This is a genomic window from Pseudomonas sp. A-1, from assembly GCF_004801855.1.
GTDB lineage: Bacteria > Pseudomonadota > Gammaproteobacteria > Pseudomonadales > Pseudomonadaceae > Geopseudomonas.
Genome location: NZ_SSTC01000086.1, coordinates 1 through 16,516, shown reverse-complemented (window position 1 = coordinate 16,516; position 16,516 = coordinate 1). Strand labels below are relative to the sequence as shown.

The following is a 16,516-nucleotide window of genomic DNA, read 5'->3' as shown; positions in this document are numbered from 1 at the left end:
TGGGCCAGGCGCGCGCGCAGCTGGCCGCGGCGCCGGCCGCCGTGCTGGCGGCGCTGGCCGAGCTGGAGGCGGTGGCCGACGAGCTGGCCGCCCACTACCCGGCGCTGCCGCTGTACTTCGATCTCGGCGAGCTGCGCGGCTATCACTACCACACCGGCATGGTGTTCGCCGCCTTCGTGCCCGGCGTCGGCCAGGCCATCGCCCAGGGCGGGCGCTACGACGACATCGGCGCCGACTTCGGGCGCGCGCGGCCGGCCACCGGCTTCTCCACCGACCTCAAGACCCTGGTCAGCCTCGGTCAGGCGATCCAGGCCGAGGCGCCGGGCGGCGTCTGGGCGCCGCAGGGCGGCGAGGCCGGCCTGTGGCAGGCCGTGCTCGAACTGCGCCGCAGCGGTCGGCGGGTGGTGCAGGCGCTGCCGGGGCAGAGCCTGGTCGATGCGCGCGCCGCCGGCTGCGACAGCGAATTGCGTTTACAGGAGGGTGGCTGGCAGGTTTCGCCGCTGGCTTCCTGAGTACTTTCACCGGCCTCGCGCCGGTACCGACCTTCCACGAGGGGACAAGTGTTATGGGTAAGAATGTCGTGGTCCTGGGCACCCAGTGGGGTGATGAGGGCAAGGGCAAGATCGTCGACCTGCTGACCGACCAGGCTGCCGCCGTGGTGCGCTACCAGGGTGGCCACAACGCCGGCCACACCCTGGTGATCGACGGCGAGAAGACCGTCCTGCACCTGATTCCGTCCGGCATCCTGCGCGACAACGTGCAGTGCCTGATCGGCAACGGTGTGGTGGTGGCGCCGGATGCGCTGCTCAAGGAAATCACCAAGCTGGAAGAGAAGGGCGTACCGGTGCGCGAGCGCCTGCGCATCAGCCCGGCCTGCACCCTGATCCTGCCGTACCACGTGGCTCTCGACCAGGCCCGCGAGGCGGCCCGCTCGGAAGGCAAGATCGGCACCACCGGTCGCGGCATCGGCCCGGCCTACGAGGACAAGGTCGCCCGCCGCGGCCTGCGCATCGGCGACCTGTTCAACCCCGAGCGCTTCGCGGTCAAGCTCAAGGAGCTGCTGACCTACCACAACTTCGTTCTCGAGAACTTCTACAAGGTCGATCCGGTCGACTACCAGAAGACCCTGGACGAGGCGCTGGCCTACGCCGAGATCCTCAAGCCGCTGGTCACCGACGTGGCCGCCCGCCTGCACGAGCTGCGCAAGGCCGGCGCCTACATCATGTTCGAGGGTGCCCAGGGCTCGCTGCTGGACATCGACCACGGCACCTACCCGTACGTGACCAGCTCCAGCACCACCGCCGGCGGCACCGCTACCGGTTCCGGCTTCGGCCCGCTGTACCTGGACTACATCCTCGGCATCACCAAGGCCTACACCACCCGTGTCGGTTCCGGTCCGTTCCCCACCGAGCTGTTCGACGAGGTCGGTGCCCGTCTGGCCAAGGTCGGTCACGAGTTCGGCTCGACCACCGGTCGCGCCCGCCGCTGCGGCTGGTTCGACGCGGTGATCCTGCGTCGCGCCATCGAGATCAACTCGATCTCCGGCCTGTGCCTGACCAAGCTGGACGTGCTCGACGGCCTCGAGACCGTCAAGCTGTGCGTGGCCTACAAGAACGCCGCCGGCGAGATCATGGGCGAGGCGCCGACCGACGCCGACAGCTACGTCGGCCTCGAGCCGGTGTACGAGGAGATGCCGGGCTGGAGCGAATCCACCGTCGGCGCCAAGTCCATCGACGACCTGCCGGCCAACGCCCGCGCCTACATCAAGCGCGTGGAGGAGCTGGTCGGTGCGCCGATCGACATCATCTCCACCGGCCCGGACCGCAACGAGACCATCGTGCTGCGTCATCCGTACGCCTGAGGGGCGCGCTGTCGAGGAAAGGGCCGCTGATGCGGCCTTTTCCTTTTTTGCAGGTGACGGGCTTGCCGGAGTGTGCCGGCAGGGTGGGGTGCGACTTTTCTGCAGGCGAAAAAAAACCGGATCTTGCGATCCGGTTTTTTGGAATTGGTGCCCAGGAGAAGACTCGAACTTCCACGATATTGCTATCACTGATACCTGAAACCAGCGCGTCTACCAATTCCGCCACCTGGGCGTGCCATGTCTGCCGTTGCCGGCGAAGCCTGACTGCTTCTTTCGTCAGCATCCGCTTGCGCGTCTGCTTGGAATTGGTGCCCAGGAGAAGACTCGAACTTCCACGGTATTTCTACCACTGATACCTGAAACCAGCGCGTCTACCAATTCCGCCACCTGGGCGTGCCATGTCTGCCGTTGCCGGCGAAGCCTGACTGCTTCTTTCGTCAGCATCCGCTTGCGCGTCTGCTTGGAATTGGTGCCCAGGAGAAGACTCGAACTTCCACGGTGTTGCCACCACTGATACCTGAAACCAGCGCGTCTACCAATTCCGCCACCTGGGCTAATAGTGCGATGATTGCTCATCTGCTCTATCGTTACAGCTGCAGTTGTTGCTGCTGCTGTGGGCGCGCATCATAAGGGTGGCCTCGCCGGCTTGTAAACCCCTGATGCGAAAAAAATTAATTGTGCTGACGAAGCTGCCCCGCAGGGCGCTTTCGCGCTTCAATATAGGCATGACCAAGAGCAAGACAACCAAGGGTGAAAACCGACACATGGCCGATTGGCAAAGCCTCGATCCCGAGGCCGCCCGCGAGGCGGAGAAATACGACAACCCCATTCCCAGCCGCGAGCTTATCCTCGCCCACCTGGCCGAGCGCGGTGCGCCGGCGAGCCGGGCGCAGCTGTTCGAGGAACTGGGGCTGGCTGGCGAGGAGGCCGAGGAGGCCCTGCGCCGCCGGCTGCGCGCCATGGAGCGCGACGGCCAGCTGATCTATACCCGCCGCGGCGCCTATGCCCCGGTGGACAAGCTCGACCTGATCCGCGGGCGCGTCAGCGGCCACCGCGACGGCTTCGGCTTCCTGATTCCCGACGACGGCAGCGACGACCTGTTCCTCAGCCCGGCGCAGATGCGCCTGGTGTTCGACGGCGATACCGCGCTGGCCCGCGTCTCCGGCGTCGACCGCCGCGGTCGACGCGAGGGCGCGCTGGTCGAGGTGCTCAGTCGCGCCCACGAGACCCTGGTCGGCCGCTTCTTCGAGGAGAGCGGCGTCTCGGTGGTGGTCGCCGACAACCCGAAGATCCAGCAGCAGGTGCTGGTGCTGCCCGGCAAGCAGGGTGCGGCGCGGCATGGCCAGTTCGTCCAGGTGCGCATCGACGTCTGGCCGACGACCTTCCGCCAGGCCCAGGGCGAGGTGGTCGAGGTGCTCGGCGACTACATGGCGCCGGGCATGGAGATCGAGGTGGCGCTGCGCAGCTACGACCTGCCGCACGTCTGGCCGGAGGCCGTACTGGCCGAGGCGAAGAAGCTCAAGCCCGAGGTGGACGAGAAGGACAAGGAAAAGCGCGTCGATCTGCGCAAGCTGTCGTTCGTCACCATCGACGGCGAGGACGCCCGCGACTTCGACGATGCTGTGTATGCCGAGGCGCTGAAGGGCGGTGGCTGGCGGCTGTTCGTCGCCATCGCCGACGTGTCCCACTATGTGAAGGTCGAATCGGCGCTGGACGCCGAGGCCATCGAGCGCGGCAACTCGGTGTACTTCCCCGAGCGGGTGATTCCGATGCTGCCGGAGGAGCTGTCCAACGGCCTGTGCTCGCTCAATCCGCTGGTCGACCGTCTGGCCATGGTCTGCGACATGACCGTGTCGAAGCGCGGCGAGCTGACCGGCTACCAGTTCTACGAGGCGGTGATCCATTCCCATGCGCGCCTGACCTACACCAAGGTCAGCCAGTTGCTGGAGAAGCCCAACTCGACCGAGGCCCGGTTCCTTCGTCAGCAGATGCCGCACCTGGTGCCGCACCTGCGCCAGCTGTATGCGCTGTACAAGGCGCTGCTGGCGGCGCGCCAGGTGCGCGGCGCCATCGACTTCGAGACCCAGGAGACGCGCATCGTCTTCGGCGCCGACCGCAAGATCACCGAGATCCGCCCGACCCAGCGCAACGATGCGCACCGGCTGATCGAGGAATGCATGCTGTGCGCCAACGTCGCCACCGCGCGCTTCCTCGAGGAACACGAGATCCCGGCGCTGTACCGGGTGCACGACGTTCCGCCGGCGGAGAAGCTGGAGAAGCTGCGCAGCTTCCTCGCCGAACTGGGGCTGACCCTGTATCGCGGCAAGGGCGAGCCGACGCCCAAGGACTACCTCAACCTGCTCGAGGCGGTGCGCGAGCGTCCGGACTATCACCTGATCCAGACGGTGATGCTGCGCTCGCTCAGCCAGGCGGTGTACAGCCCGGAGAACGCCGGCCACTTCGGCCTCAACTACGAGGCCTACGCCCACTTCACCTCGCCGATCCGTCGCTACCCGGACCTGCTGGTGCACCGGGCGATCCGCAGCGTGATCCGTTCCAAGCGGCAGACCGACAAGGTGGTGCGGGTCGGCGCGGCCAGCCTGCCCAAGGCGCGCATCTATCCCTACGACGAGGAGCGCCTGGCCTGGTTCGGCGAACAGTGCTCGATGACCGAGCGGCGCGCCGACGAGGCGACCCGTGACGTGGTCAACTGGCTGAAGTGCGAGTACATGCGCGACCGCGTCGGCGAGACCTTCCCCGGCGTGGTCACCGCGGTGACCGGCTTCGGCCTGTTCGTCGAGCTGACCGACATCTACGTGGAAGGCCTGGTGCACGTCACCGCGCTGCCGGCCGACTACTACCACTTCGACCCGGTGCACCATCGCCTCTCCGGCGAGCGCTCCGGGCGCAGCTTCCGTCTCGGCGACAGCGTCGGGGTGCTGGTGGCGCGCGTCGATCTCGACGAGCGCAAGATCGACTTCGAGCTCAGCGACAACCCGCTCACCGCGCTGCCGGCGCGCAAGCGGCAGGCGAAGGCAGGCCGGGAGGCGGCCGGCAAGGCGCCGGAGCGCAAGCGCGGCGCGCCGCGCGAGCTGGAGGCGACCGGCTCGCCTGCGCCTTCGCGCCGCGAGGCGGGCAAGACCGGCCGGGTGCAGGCGCTGCCCGAGGTGGCTCCGGAGCTGCTCGAGCAGGCCGACCTGCTGCTCGGCAACATCGATGTCGAGAAGAGCCGGGCGGTGAAGAAGAAACTGCTCGATGAGGCCAAGGCGTTGACGAAACCGTCGGCCAAGGCCGACAAGGGCAAGACCAAGGCCAAGACGGCGGCGGACAAGAAGAAGGCCGTTCCCCGGCCGCACCGGGTTTCCGGGGCGGCCAAGGGCAAGGGCAAGAGCAAGGCCAGCAAGAAGCCCGCGACCGACGCATCGGCCGGGCGAGCCATACGTAAACGCAAGGTCGAAGAATGAGTCAGTGGGAACGGGTTTACGGCGTGCATGCCGTGGAGGCATTGCTGCGCCATCACCCCAAGCGGGTCAAGCAGCTGTGGCTGGCCGAGGGGCGCCAGGATCCGCGGGTGCAGGCGCTGGTGCAACTGGCCAGTGAGGCGCGCGTGCCGGTCGGTCAGCGCGAGCGGCGCGAGCTGGACGAGTGGGCCGAGGGCGTGCACCAGGGCGTGGTCGCCGAGGTCAGCCCCAGCCAGGTGTGGGGGGAGAACTACCTCGAGGAGCTGCTGGCGCGCGGCGAGTCGGTGCCGCTGCTGCTGGTGCTCGACGGGGTGACCGACCCGCACAACCTCGGCGCCTGCCTGCGCACCGCCGACGCCGCCGGCGTGCAGGCGGTGATCGTGCCCAAGGACAAGTCGGCGACCCTCAACGCCACGGTGCGCAAGGTCGCCTGCGGCGCCGCCGAGGTGGTGCCGCTGGTGGCGGTGACCAACCTGGCGCGCACCCTCGAGAAGCTGCAGCAGCAGGGCCTGTGGATCGTCGGCACCGCCGGCGAGGCGACCCAGGAGATCTTTGATCTCGACCTGCGCGGGCCGACCGTGCTGGTGATGGGCGCCGAGGGCAAGGGCATGCGCCGGCTGACCCGCGAGCACTGCGACTACCTGGCCAAGCTGCCGATGGGCGGCAGCGTCAGCAGCCTCAACGTCTCGGTGGCCACCGGCGTCTGCCTGTTCGAGGCGGTGCGCCAGCGCCGCCCGCTCCCGGGCGTCTGAAATCCCGCCCCGCCTGGTTGCGGGGCGGTCCTGCCCTCCGTACAATGCTGCCCCTTGTCGTCCCGGCAGGCGCATGCGCGTCCGCCCAGCGGCAAGCACACACGAAACATTCACTCCTTGCCTGACCGCTATCCTGGCGGCAGGCTGCATACCCGTAAGGAGCATTTATGCGTCATTACGAAATCGTCTTCCTGGTTCACCCGGATCAGAGTGAGCAGGTTGGCGGCATGGTCGAGCGTTACACCAAGACCATCGAAGAAGACGGTGGCAAGGTTCACCGCCTGGAAGACTGGGGCCGTCGTCAGCTGGCCTACGCCATCGACAACGTGCACAAGGCCCACTACGTGCTGATGAACGTCGAGTGCAGCGCCGCTGCCCTGGCCGAGCTGGAAGACAACTTCCGCTACAACGACGCCGTCATCCGCAACCTGGTGATCCGTCGTGACGCCGCCGTCACCGAGCAGTCCGAGATGCTCAAGGCCGAAGAAAGCCGCAACGAGCGCCGCGAGCGTCGTGACCGCAGCGAAAGCGCCGAAGGCGCCGCTGAAGGCAGCGACGGCGACAGCGCCGACGAGTAATCTTCGTAACCAGTATTGAGGAGCCACTTCATGGCACGTTTCTTCCGTCGTCGCAAGTTCTGCCGTTTCACCGCTGAAGGCGTTGTCGAGATCGATTACAAGGATCTCAACACCCTGAAGGCCTACGTCTCCGAAACCGGCAAGATCGTTCCGAGCCGTATCACCGGCACCAAAGCCAAGTATCAGCGTCAGCTGGCCACCGCCATCAAGCGTGCCCGCTACCTGGCCCTGCTGCCCTACACCGACAGCCACGGCCGCTGAGGCCAGGCCCGTCGACAGGTCAACGGATTAACCCATGCGGGCACTGGCTGACTTCGTCATGCGTGGACGCCTGCAGGCCACCCTAGCGGTGGTCGTCGCGGCAGCCCTGCCCATGCTGTTCTGGGTGGGCGCGGCAGCCGGCGCGCTGGTCCTGCTGCGCCGCGGCCTGAACGACGCCCTGGGCGTCGTGCTGTGGGCGCTGCTGCCGACCCTGCTGTGGTGGCATTTCGGCGAGCCGCGGCCGCTGCTGGTGCTGTTCGGCAGTCTGGCCCTGGCCGTGGTGCTGCGCGCCAGCGTCTCGTGGACGCGGGTGCTGCTGGCCAGCGTGGTGCTTGGCGTGCTGTATGGCGTGGTCATCGACGCGGTGTTCGGCGAGACGGTCGAGCGCAACGCCGCCGAGCTGCTCGAGCTGATGCCGCAGATGCTTGGCGACGCCTACCAGCAGATGGGCGCGGACGACAGGGCCCGCATCGGCGCGCTGCTGGCGCCGGTGCTGACCGGGCTGATGGCCGCGCTGCTGCAGCTGCTCAGCCTGTTGTGCCTGCTGCTGGGGCGTTACTGGCAGGCCCTGCTGTACAACCCCGGCGGTTTCGGTCGCGAGTTCCGCGCCATCCGCCTGCCGGCACCGCTGGCCGTGACCCTGCTGGTAGGCGTGTTCCTGCTGCCGGGGCTGGGCATCGAGCTGGCCATGCTGACGCCGCTGTGCAGCGTGCCGCTGGCCTTCGCCGGCGCCGCGCTGGTGCACGGGCTGGTGGCCCAGCAGCGCCTCGGGCGCTTCTGGCTGGTGGGGATGTACGTGTCGCTGCTGTTGTTCATGCAGCTGGTGTATCCGTTGTTGGTCGTGTTGGCCGTGGTCGACAGTCTGTTTGATTTCCGTGGGCGCGCCGGGCGCGATGCGCCGGGGCCCACGGACGGTGAAGGTTAAAAGTTAAGAGGTTAAAGCCAAATGGAAGTTATCCTGCTGGAAAAAGTCGCCAACCTGGGCAACCTGGGCGACAAGGTGAACGTCAAGGCCGGTTACGGTCGCAACTACCTGCTGCCGCAGGGCAAGGCCACCGCCGCTACCGCCGAGAACGTTGCCGCGTTCGAAGCCCGTCGCGCCGAGCTGGAGAAGCTGGCTGCCGAGAAGAAGGCCTACGCCGAATCCCGCGCCGCTCAGCTGGCCGAGCTGGAAGTCACCATCACCGCCACCGCTGGCGATGAAGGCAAGCTGTTCGGCTCCATCGGCACCCACGACATCGCCGACGCCCTGACCGCCTCCGGCGTGGAAGTGGCCAAGAGCGAAATCCGCCTGCCCAACGGTGCCATCCGTCTGGTCGGCGAGTACGACGTTGCCGTGCACCTGCACAGCGACGTCGACGCCACCGTTCGCGTGGTGGTGGTGGCCGCCTAAGGCTGCCATCGATGCCCGTGCATCTCTGATGCCGGGCAGCTAACATCGGGCACGCCCTGCATCCGCAGGCGTGCCCTTTGTCTTTCTGCAGTACGGTGAACAGGGTAGCGAAGCGATGAACGAGATCAGCGTCCCCGCGCAATACGACCTGGAGACCGCCGCCCTCAAGGTGCCGCCGCACTCCATCGAGGCCGAGCAGGCGGTGATCGGCGGCCTGATGCTGGACAACAACGCCTGGGAGCGGGTGCTCGATCTGGTCTCCGACGGCGATTTCTATCGCCACGACCATCGGCTGATCTTCCGGGCCATCTACAAGCTGGCCGAGCGCAACCAGCCGTTCGACGTGGTCACCCTGTCCGAGCAGCTGGACAAGGAAGGCCAACTGGCCCAGGTCGGCGGCCTGGCCTACCTCGGCGAGCTGGCCAAGAACACCCCGTCGGTGGCCAACATCAAGGCCTACGCGCAGATCATCCGCGAGCGCGCCACCCTGCGCCAGCTGATCGGCATCAGCAACGAGATCGGCGACAGCGCCTACAACCCGCAGGGGCGCGGCGCCGACGAGATCCTCGACGAGGCCGAACGCAAGATCTTCGAGATCGCCGAGGCGCGGCCGAAGACCGGCGGTCCGGTCGGTCTCAACGAGCTGCTGACCAAGGCCATCGACCGCATCGATACCCTGTTCAACACCCACGAGGCGATCACCGGCATCTCCACCGGCTTCGCTGACCTGGACGAGAAGACCAGCGGCCTGCAGCCGGCCGACCTGATCATCGTCGCCGGCCGCCCGTCGATGGGCAAGACCACCTTCGCCATGAACCTGGTGGAGAACGCCGTGCTGCGCAGCGACAAGGCGGTGCTGGTGTACTCGCTGGAGATGCCCGGCGAGTCGCTGGTGATGCGTATGCTGTCCTCGCTGGGGCGCATCGACCAGACCAAGGTGCGTTCCGGTCGCCTCGACGACGACGACTGGCCGCGCCTGACCTCGGCGGTCAACCTGCTCAACGAGCGCAAGCTGTTCATCGACGACACCGCCGGCATCAGCCCCTCGGAGATGCGCGCGCGCACCCGCCGTCTGGTGCGCGAGCACGGTGACCTGGCGCTGATCATGGTCGACTACCTGCAGCTGATGCAGATCGGCGGCTCGGGCGGCGAGAACCGCACCAACGAGATTTCCGAGATCTCCCGCTCGCTGAAGGCGCTGGCCAAGGAATTCAACTGCCCGGTGATCGCCCTGTCGCAGCTCAACCGCTCGCTGGAGCAGCGGCCCAACAAGCGCCCGGTCAACTCGGACCTGCGCGAATCGGGCGCCATCGAGCAGGACGCCGACGTGATCATGTTCGTCTACCGCGACGAGGTGTACCACCCGGAGACCGAGCACAAGGGCGTCGCCGAGATCATCATCGGCAAGCAGCGGAACGGCCCGATCGGTACCGTGCGTCTGGCCTTCCTCGGCAAGTACACGCGCTTCGAGAACCTCGCGCCGGGGATGTACAACTTCGAGGACGAATGATCGCCGGACTGTGGCCGATCAAGGAAAACGGGCGCCCAGCGGGTAAGATGGGCGCCCGTTTTCCGTTTCGAGGCCCCGCCCATGCGCCCCCTGGTTGCCACCATCGATCTGTCCGCCATCCGCCACAACTACGCGCGGGCCAGGGCCTGCGCGCCGGGTCGGCAGGTGTTCGCGGTGGTCAAGGCCAACGCCTACGGCCACGGTGCGCGTGAGGTGGTCAGCGCCCTGCCGGAGGCCGACGGCTTCGTGGTCGCCTGCCTGGAGGAGGCCGGCGAGGTGCGCGGCCTGCACGGCCGGGCGCGGGTGTTGCTGCTGCAGGGCTGCTTCGAGGCCAAGGAATACCTGATGGCCGCCCAGCTCGGCCTCGACGTGGTGGTGCAGAGCCGCGAGCAGGCCGAGGCGCTGCTCGCCAGCAACCTGGTGCGCCCGCTCAACGTCTGGCTCAAGCTGGATTCCGGCATGCACCGTCTGGGCTTCGCTGCCGACGAACTGCGCGCCTGGCATGCACGCCTGGCCGGCGCCGAGCAGGTGGCCGAACTCAACCTGCTCAGCCACTTCGCCTGCGCCGACCTGCCCGGGCATCCGCTCAACCAGATTCAGCTGGACTGCTACCGCGGCCTCGACGACCTGGCCTTCGCCAACCGCTCGCTGGCCAACTCGGCGGCCATCCTCACCCGCCCGGAAGCGCACCTGGACTGGCTGCGCCCGGGGATCATGCTCTACGGCGCCAGCCCGTTCGCCGAGCGCCCGGCCGCCGAGTTCGAGCTGCGCCCGGCGATGACCCTGAGCGGGGCGCTGATCGCCGTGCGCGAGGTGCCGGCCGGGGAGAGCGTCGGCTACGGCGCCGGCTGGGTGGCGCAGCGGCCGACGCGCATCGGCACCATCAGCTGCGGCTATGCCGACGGCTACCCGCGCTGTGCGCCGGCCGGCACCCCGGTGCTGGTCGGCGGCCGCCGCGTGCCGCTGGTGGGACGGGTGTCGATGGATCTGCTGACCGTCGACCTCAGTGGCGTGCCCGAGGCGCAGGTCGGCACGCCGGTGGAGCTGTGGGGGGAGCAGTTGCCGGTCGACGAGGTGGCCGCCGCCTGCGGCACCATCGGCTACGAGCTGCTCAGCAAGGTCACCGCGCGGGTGGCGCGCCGGCACCGCTACTGAGGCACCAATCCCGACTCCGGGCGTCGGACTTGTACACTTTTTGTGCTATCCTCCGCGCCCGCGCAATTCCCGCCGAGAGTTCCTGGTCACCGCCATGCAAGCCGTCAAGCCGCTGTTCGACTATCCCAAGTACTGGGCCGAATGTTTCGGGCCCGCGCCCTTCCTGCCGATGAGCCGGGAGGAGATGGACCTGCTGGGCTGGGATTCCTGCGACGTGATCATCGTCACCGGCGACGCCTACGTCGACCATCCGTCGTTCGGCATGGCGATCATCGGCCGCCTGCTCGAGGCGCAGGGCTTCCGCGTCGGCATCATCAGCCAGCCGGACTGGCAGTCGAAGGACGACTTCATGAAGCTCGGTGCGCCGAACCTGTTCTTCGGCGTGGCGGCGGGCAACATGGACTCGATGATCAACCGCTACACCGCCGACCGCAAGATCCGCTCCGACGACGCCTACACCCCCGGCGGCGTGGCCGGCAAGCGCCCGGACCGCGCCAGCATGGTCTACAGCCAGCGCTGCCGCGAGGCCTACAAGGGCGTGCCCATCGTGCTCGGCGGCATCGAGGCCTCCTTGCGCCGCATCGCCCACTACGACTACTGGCAGGACAAGGTGCGCCACTCGATCCTGATGGACGCCAAGGCCGACATCCTGCTCTACGGCAACGCCGAGCGCGCCATCGTCGAGGTCGCCCAGCGGCTGGCCGCCGGCGAGCCGGTCCAGTCGATCGACGACGTGCGCGGCACCGCCTTCGTGCGCCGCGGCACCCCCGAGGGCTGGTTCGAGATCGACTCCACGCGCATCGACCGCCCGGGGCGCATCGACAAGATCATCAACCCCTACGTCAACACCCAGGATCTCGAGGCCTGCGCCATCGAGCAGGGCAAAGGCGGCGTGGAAGATCCCAACGAGGCCAGGCCGGTCGAGCTGCTGCCGCATCCGAAACTGACCCGCGAGCGCACGGTGATCCGCCTGCCGTCCTACGAGAAGGTGAAGAGCGATGCGGTGCTCTACGCCCACGCCAACCGCGTGCTGCACCTGGAGACCAATCCGGGCAACGCCCGCGCGCTGGTGCAGCGCCACGGCGAGCAGGACGTCTGGCTGAATCCGCCGCCGATCCCGCTGACCACCGAGGAGATGGACTACGTCTTCGGCCTGCCCTACGCCCGCGTGCCGCACCCGGTCTACCAGGGCGAGAAGATCCCGGCCTACGAGATGATCCGCTTCTCGGTGAACATCATGCGCGGCTGCTTCGGCGGCTGCACCTTCTGCTCGATCACCGAGCACGAGGGGCGGATCATCCAGAACCGCTCGGAGGAGTCGATCCTGCGCGAGATCGAGGAGATCCGCGACAAGGTGCCGGGCTTCACCGGGGTGATCTCCGATCTGGGCGGTCCCACCGCCAACATGTACCGCATCGCCTGCAAGAGCCGCGAGATCGAGGCGGCCTGCCGCAAGCCGTCGTGCGTGTACCCGGGCATCTGCGACAACCTCAACACCGACCACTCGGCGCTGATCCAGCTGTACCGCGACGCCCGCGCGCTGCCCGGGGTGAAGAAGATCCTGATCGCCTCCGGCCTGCGCTACGACCTCGCCGTGGAGTCGCCGGAGTACGTGCGCGAGCTGGTCACCCACCACGTCGGCGGCTACCTGAAGATCGCTCCGGAGCACACTGAGCGCGGCCCGCTGGACAAGATGATGAAGCCGGGCATCGGCACCTACGACCGCTTCAAGAAGATGTTCGAGAAGTTCTCGAAGGAGGCGGGCAAGGAGCAGTACCTGATCCCCTACTTCATCGCCGCGCACCCGGGCACCACCGACGAGGACATGATGAACCTCGCCCTGTGGCTCAAGCGCAACGGTTTCCGCGCCGACCAGGTGCAGGCCTTCTACCCGTCGCCGATGGCCACCGCCACCGCCATGTACCATTCGCGGCGCAATCCGCTGCGCAAGGTCACCTACAAGAGCGACGAGGTGTACATCGTCAAGGGCGAGCGCCAGCGCCGCCTGCACAAGGCCTTCCTGCGCTACCACGACCCGAAGAACTGGCCGATGCTGCGCGAGGCGCTCAAGGAAATGGGCCGCGCCGACCTGATCGGTCCGGCCAAGCACCAGCTGATCCCGGCCACCCAGCCAGCGGGCGACGGCAGCTACCAGAGCGCGCGGCGCAAGAACTCCACCCCGGCCGGCAGCCGCAAGGTCGGCGCTGCCGTCGCGGGCAAGCCGCTGCTCACCCAGCACAGCGGTCTGCCGCCGCGCGCCAGCGATGGCAGCAAGCCGTGGAACAAGGGCGAGGAGGGCAAGGCGCAGGCCTTCGCCCGCGGCAAGAAGAAGCCGGGCGGCAAGCGTCCGGGTGCACGCTGACCGACGCGGCGCCCTGCTGGTCGCAGGACGCCGCGGCAAGGGGATTCGCTGGGCGCGCCGTCCGTTCGGGCGGCGCCGGGCAGGCTGTCAGTGCAGGGCGAGGCGGTCGCTCTGCGCGCAGTGGCGCTCCAGCCAGCCCTGCAGCAGCTGCAGCAGCTGCAGGCCGACCGGCTCGCCGCGCTCGTGGCGCTTGATCAGCTCGAGCACATCCATGCACAGCTGGTTGTGGGCGTCGACATGGGCGGCGTCGGCCGGCTGGCCGAGTTCCAGATAGGCCTCCTCCTCGCTGACCAGCGACTGCAGCAGGCCGCTCATCAGGCGCTCCAGGCATTCGCCGATCGCCGGCTGCGAGCAGTCCTGCTGCAGGCGGGCGCTGAGGGCTTCCGCCAGCTGGCCCAGCCAGCAGCGCTGCGCCTCGATGACGGCGCGGCCGTGAAGTCCTTGTTCCTGCCAGGGGTTGAAAGCGGTCATCTCGAGTCCCTCGGGTCGTTTTGCGGTTGTGCCGCTGTTCTCGCGGCTTTTCGTACGGCGTTTGCCCAGCCTACAGGCCGGTTGTGACAGCTCGGTGATGCGTCGCTCAGCGTCCCAGCCGGCGCAGCTCGTCCGACTCGATCACCCGGACGCCTCGCCCTTCCTCGAGGGCCAGGCGCCAGAGGGCGCGGGCGAGTACGCATACCGAAATGGCGCGCCACTTTCCAAGCAACAGGCGTGCCATGGGTGCGAAGGCCTGTTCCAGCGGGCGCTGTTCGCGGCGCGGGCCGAGCAGCAGGGAGGGGCGGGCGATGGTCAGCTGCGGCCAGTCCTGGGCCTTCAGCGCCTCCTCCATCTCGCCCTTGATGCGGCTGTAGAACACCTTGGAATGCGGGTCGGCGCCCAGCGAGCTGAGCACCAGCAAGTGGCGCGCGCCCAGTTCGCGGGCACGCCGGGCGCAGGCAATCACCAGGTCGTGGTCGATGGCACGGAACGCGGATTCGGAGCCGGCCTGGCGCAGGGTGGTGCCCAGGCAGCAGAAGGCGGTATCGACGGGACCGGCGAGGCGAGGGAGGATTTCCAGCAGATTGCCGCGCGGGTTCTCCAGATGTGGGTGAACCGACAGCGGCCGCCGGCTGGGGGCCAGCACGCGCTGCACGGTCGGCTCGCAGAGGGTGCGGTCGAGCAGGTGCTCGCCGGCCAGGCCGCTGGCGCCGAAGATCAGCAGGTGGTGGGGACTGTTGGAGTGCGGCATTGGCTGCTCGTTCTGTTTGTTATTCTGCGTCGGCGCGCCCGGTGCCGGCGGCTATGGCCCTAGATCACCATGGCGGTCGGCGCAGGGTCAAGTACATCCAAAGTGTAGTTGCTGGGCGAGGCCCTATAATGCGGTCGAGTTCATGGAGGGGTTGCGATGCTGTTGCGGGGGATTAGCTGGCTGGTGCTGTTCCAGCTGCTGGGTACGGGGCTGAACGTGCTGCTGTTGCCGATGCTGCCGGGGCCGATCATCGGCATGCTGCTGCTGTTCGGTTTCCTGGTCTGGCGCGGCGAGGTGCCGGCGCCGGTTGGCGAGGCGGGCGGCGCCCTGCTGCGCTACCTGCCGCTGCTGCTGGTGCCGCCGGCGGTGGGGGTGATGGCCTACGCCGAGGCGATCGCCGCCGACTTCTGGGCGCTGGCCGGCACCCTGGTGCTGTCGCTGCTGATCGCCATGCTGTTCGCCGGCTGGCTGATGCAGCGCCTGATCGACCGTCAGCAGCGCCGGGAGCCCGAGGCATGAGTGGCTCCCTGAGCGCCGCCGCGCAGGCGATTCTCCAGCATCCGCTGTTCGGCTTCGGCATCACCCTCGGCGCCTACCAGCTGGCCCTGGCGCTGTTCGAGCGCACCCGCTGGGTGTTCCTGCAGCCGGTGCTGCTGTCGATGACCCTGGTGATCGGCGTGCTGCTGCTGTGCGGCATCGACTACGCCGAGTACCGCGCCAGCGTCAGCATGCTCAGCGTGTTCCTCGGCCCGGCCACCGTGGCCCTGGCCATCCCGTTGTTCCTCAATCTCAAGCGCATCCGCCAGCTGCTCTGGCCGATCCTGATCACCCTGGCGCTGGCCGGCAGCCTGGCCACCGCGCTGGGCATCGGCTTCGCCTGGCTGTTCGGTGCCGACCACGTGATGCAGATGACCCTGCTGCCCAAGTCGGTGACCTCGCCGATCGCCATGCTGGTCGCCGAGCAGCTCGGCGGCATCGCCGCGCTGGCGGCGGTGTTCGTGCTGATCACCGGGGTGATCGGGGCGATCTGCGGCCCGGCCCTGCTGACCCGTATCGGCGTGCGCAATCCGGCGGCGCGCGGCATGGCCCTCGGCCTCACCGCCCATGCGGTGGGGACCGCCCAGGCGCTGCAGGAGGGCGAGGAAACCGGCGCCTTCTCGGCGCTGGCGATGAGCCTGATGGGCGGCGCCACCGCCATCCTGCTGCCGCTGGTGGTGGCCACGGTCGCCTGATTCAGCGGTGGTACAGCGCCATTTCCGCGCCGGGCAGCCAGCCGAGCAGGCTGGTCAGCACCAGCAGGGCCGGGGGCAGCAGCAGCCAGCCGCGCAGGCGACCGCTGGCCGGCAGCGGCTGGCGCCACTGCACCAGCAGCAGGGCGAGGGCGCAGAGGCTGCCGGCGAGCAGTGCGCCGGCCAGCACGTCGGTCGGCCAGTGCACGCCGAGATAGACCCGCGAGACGGCGATCGCCGTGGCCGGCAGGCTGGCGAGCAGCAGCCAGGCCAGGCGGATGCGTGCCGGCGCGCCACGCCCGGCCAGCACGCCGAGCGCCAGGCAGAGGGCGAAGGCCGCCGAGCTGTGCCCGCTGGGCAGGCTGAAGCCGTCCAGCGGCTGCAGCAGGATCTCCGGGCGGGCGCGGGCGAACAGCAGCTTGAGTCCCTGGTTGGCCAGCGCAGTGCCGGCCAGGGCCAGCGTGGCGAACAGCAGGGCGCGCCACTGGCGCTGCAGCGCCAGCAGCAGGAGCAGCGCCGCGCCGGCGGCCAGCTGCACGGCGAAGTCGCCCAGCCGGGTCAGCTCCACCATCCATTGGTCCAGCGCCGGGGTGCGCAGGCGCTGCGCCAGCTCCAGCAGCGCCTGGTCGAAGGCGGCGAACAGCCGCCAGCCGGCGAACAGGGCCAGCAGCAGCGCGGCGCCCAGCGCCGCGGCCAGCGGCGCCGCCGCGCGCCGTTCGCGCAGGCTGG

General features: G+C 68.4%; 16 protein-coding genes and 3 tRNA genes. 13 read left to right on the top strand and 6 right to left on the bottom strand.

Features of this window, described 5'->3' with window-relative positions; translation table 11 throughout:
- A partial coding sequence (locus E5198_RS16985; RefSeq protein WP_178084091.1) for an ATP phosphoribosyltransferase regulatory subunit occupies positions 1 to 512 on the top strand: 512 nt, incomplete at its 5' end.
- A 53-nt stretch (positions 513 to 565) separates the two neighbouring features.
- Complete coding sequence (locus E5198_RS16980) at positions 566 to 1,861, top strand: adenylosuccinate synthase (RefSeq protein ID WP_136491145.1); 1,296 nt, start codon at positions 566 to 568, stop codon at positions 1,859 to 1,861.
- Positions 1,862 to 2,006: 145 nt separating this feature from the next.
- On the opposite strand, the gene E5198_RS16975 is transcribed toward E5198_RS16980, so the two are convergent.
- The 3 genes from E5198_RS16975 to E5198_RS16965 form a co-directional block, all read right to left on the bottom strand.
- Positions 2,007 to 2,093, bottom strand: a tRNA-Leu gene (locus tag E5198_RS16975).
- Positions 2,094 to 2,167: 74 nt separating this feature from the next.
- Positions 2,168 to 2,254: transfer RNA gene (locus E5198_RS16970), tRNA-Leu, on the bottom strand.
- 74 nt (positions 2,255 to 2,328) lie between these two features.
- A tRNA-Leu gene (locus E5198_RS16965) sits at positions 2,329 to 2,415 on the bottom strand.
- Between the two features lie 210 nt (positions 2,416 to 2,625).
- Between E5198_RS16965 and rnr the strand changes: the two genes are divergently transcribed.
- From rnr to E5198_RS16920, 9 genes are all read left to right on the top strand, one after another.
- Positions 2,626 to 5,325, top strand: a complete 2,700-nt coding sequence (gene rnr / locus E5198_RS16960) for a ribonuclease R (RefSeq protein ID WP_136491144.1) — start codon at positions 2,626 to 2,628, stop codon at positions 5,323 to 5,325.
- Positions 5,322 to 6,074, top strand: a complete 753-nt coding sequence (gene rlmB / locus E5198_RS16955) for a 23S rRNA (guanosine(2251)-2'-O)-methyltransferase RlmB (RefSeq protein WP_136491143.1) — start codon at positions 5,322 to 5,324, stop codon at positions 6,072 to 6,074. The genes rnr and rlmB overlap by 4 nt, the downstream gene beginning before the upstream one ends.
- 167 nt (positions 6,075 to 6,241) lie before the next feature.
- Positions 6,242 to 6,652, top strand: a complete 411-nt coding sequence (gene rpsF, locus E5198_RS16950) for a 30S ribosomal protein S6 (protein WP_136491142.1) — start codon at positions 6,242 to 6,244, stop codon at positions 6,650 to 6,652.
- Positions 6,653 to 6,682: 30 nt separating this feature from the next.
- Positions 6,683 to 6,913 carry a 30S ribosomal protein S18 gene (gene rpsR, locus E5198_RS16945; RefSeq protein WP_136491141.1) on the top strand — a complete coding sequence of 77 codons (231 nt, stop codon included), beginning with the start codon at positions 6,683 to 6,685 and terminating at the stop codon, positions 6,911 to 6,913.
- 34 nt (positions 6,914 to 6,947) lie between these two features.
- Positions 6,948 to 7,838, top strand: a complete 891-nt coding sequence (locus E5198_RS16940; protein WP_136491140.1) for a hypothetical protein — start codon at positions 6,948 to 6,950, stop codon at positions 7,836 to 7,838.
- 21 nt (positions 7,839 to 7,859) lie between these two features.
- Positions 7,860 to 8,306 (top strand): 50S ribosomal protein L9, encoded by a 447-nt coding sequence (gene rplI, locus E5198_RS16935; RefSeq protein WP_090351833.1) that lies wholly within the window; start codon positions 7,860 to 7,862, stop codon positions 8,304 to 8,306.
- Between the two features lie 115 nt (positions 8,307 to 8,421).
- Positions 8,422 to 9,816 carry a replicative DNA helicase gene (gene dnaB, locus E5198_RS16930; RefSeq protein ID WP_136491139.1) on the top strand — a complete coding sequence of 465 codons (1,395 nt, stop codon included), beginning with the start codon at positions 8,422 to 8,424 and terminating at the stop codon, positions 9,814 to 9,816.
- 81 nt (positions 9,817 to 9,897) lie between these two features.
- The gene (alr, locus tag E5198_RS16925; RefSeq protein WP_136491138.1) at positions 9,898 to 10,971 is read left to right on the top strand and encodes an alanine racemase; all 1,074 of its coding nucleotides are present in this window, start codon (positions 9,898 to 9,900) and stop codon (positions 10,969 to 10,971) included.
- A 94-nt stretch (positions 10,972 to 11,065) separates the two neighbouring features.
- Positions 11,066 to 13,333 carry a YgiQ family radical SAM protein gene (locus E5198_RS16920; RefSeq protein ID WP_136491137.1) on the top strand — a complete coding sequence of 756 codons (2,268 nt, stop codon included), beginning with the start codon at positions 11,066 to 11,068 and terminating at the stop codon, positions 13,331 to 13,333.
- A gap of 87 nt (positions 13,334 to 13,420) precedes the next feature.
- On the opposite strand, the gene E5198_RS16915 is transcribed toward E5198_RS16920, so the two are convergent.
- Both E5198_RS16915 and E5198_RS16910 read right to left on the bottom strand, forming a co-directional pair.
- A complete protein-coding gene (locus E5198_RS16915; protein ID WP_136491136.1) occupies positions 13,421 to 13,804 on the bottom strand; it encodes a hypothetical protein in 384 nt (127 codons plus the stop codon).
- A 106-nt stretch (positions 13,805 to 13,910) separates the two neighbouring features.
- On the bottom strand, positions 13,911 to 14,558 hold the full coding sequence (locus E5198_RS16910; RefSeq protein WP_136491135.1) for an oxidoreductase: 648 nt from the start codon (positions 14,556 to 14,558) through the stop codon (positions 13,911 to 13,913).
- A 156-nt stretch (positions 14,559 to 14,714) separates the two neighbouring features.
- On the opposite strand from E5198_RS16910, the gene E5198_RS16905 reads away from it, so the two are divergent.
- Positions 14,715 to 15,077 (top strand): CidA/LrgA family protein, encoded by a 363-nt coding sequence (locus tag E5198_RS16905; protein ID WP_136491134.1) that lies wholly within the window; start codon positions 14,715 to 14,717, stop codon positions 15,075 to 15,077.
- Entirely contained in the window at positions 15,074 to 15,790 is a 717-nt protein-coding gene (locus E5198_RS16900; protein WP_136491133.1) for an LrgB family protein, read from the top strand. The genes E5198_RS16905 and E5198_RS16900 overlap by 4 nt, the downstream gene beginning before the upstream one ends.
- 1 nt (position 15,791) lies before the next feature.
- Here E5198_RS16900 and E5198_RS16895 read toward each other — a convergent pair.
- Positions 15,792 to 16,516 (bottom strand): phosphatase PAP2 family protein (locus E5198_RS16895; RefSeq protein ID WP_136491132.1); only part of this gene is annotated, 725 nt, incomplete at its 5' end.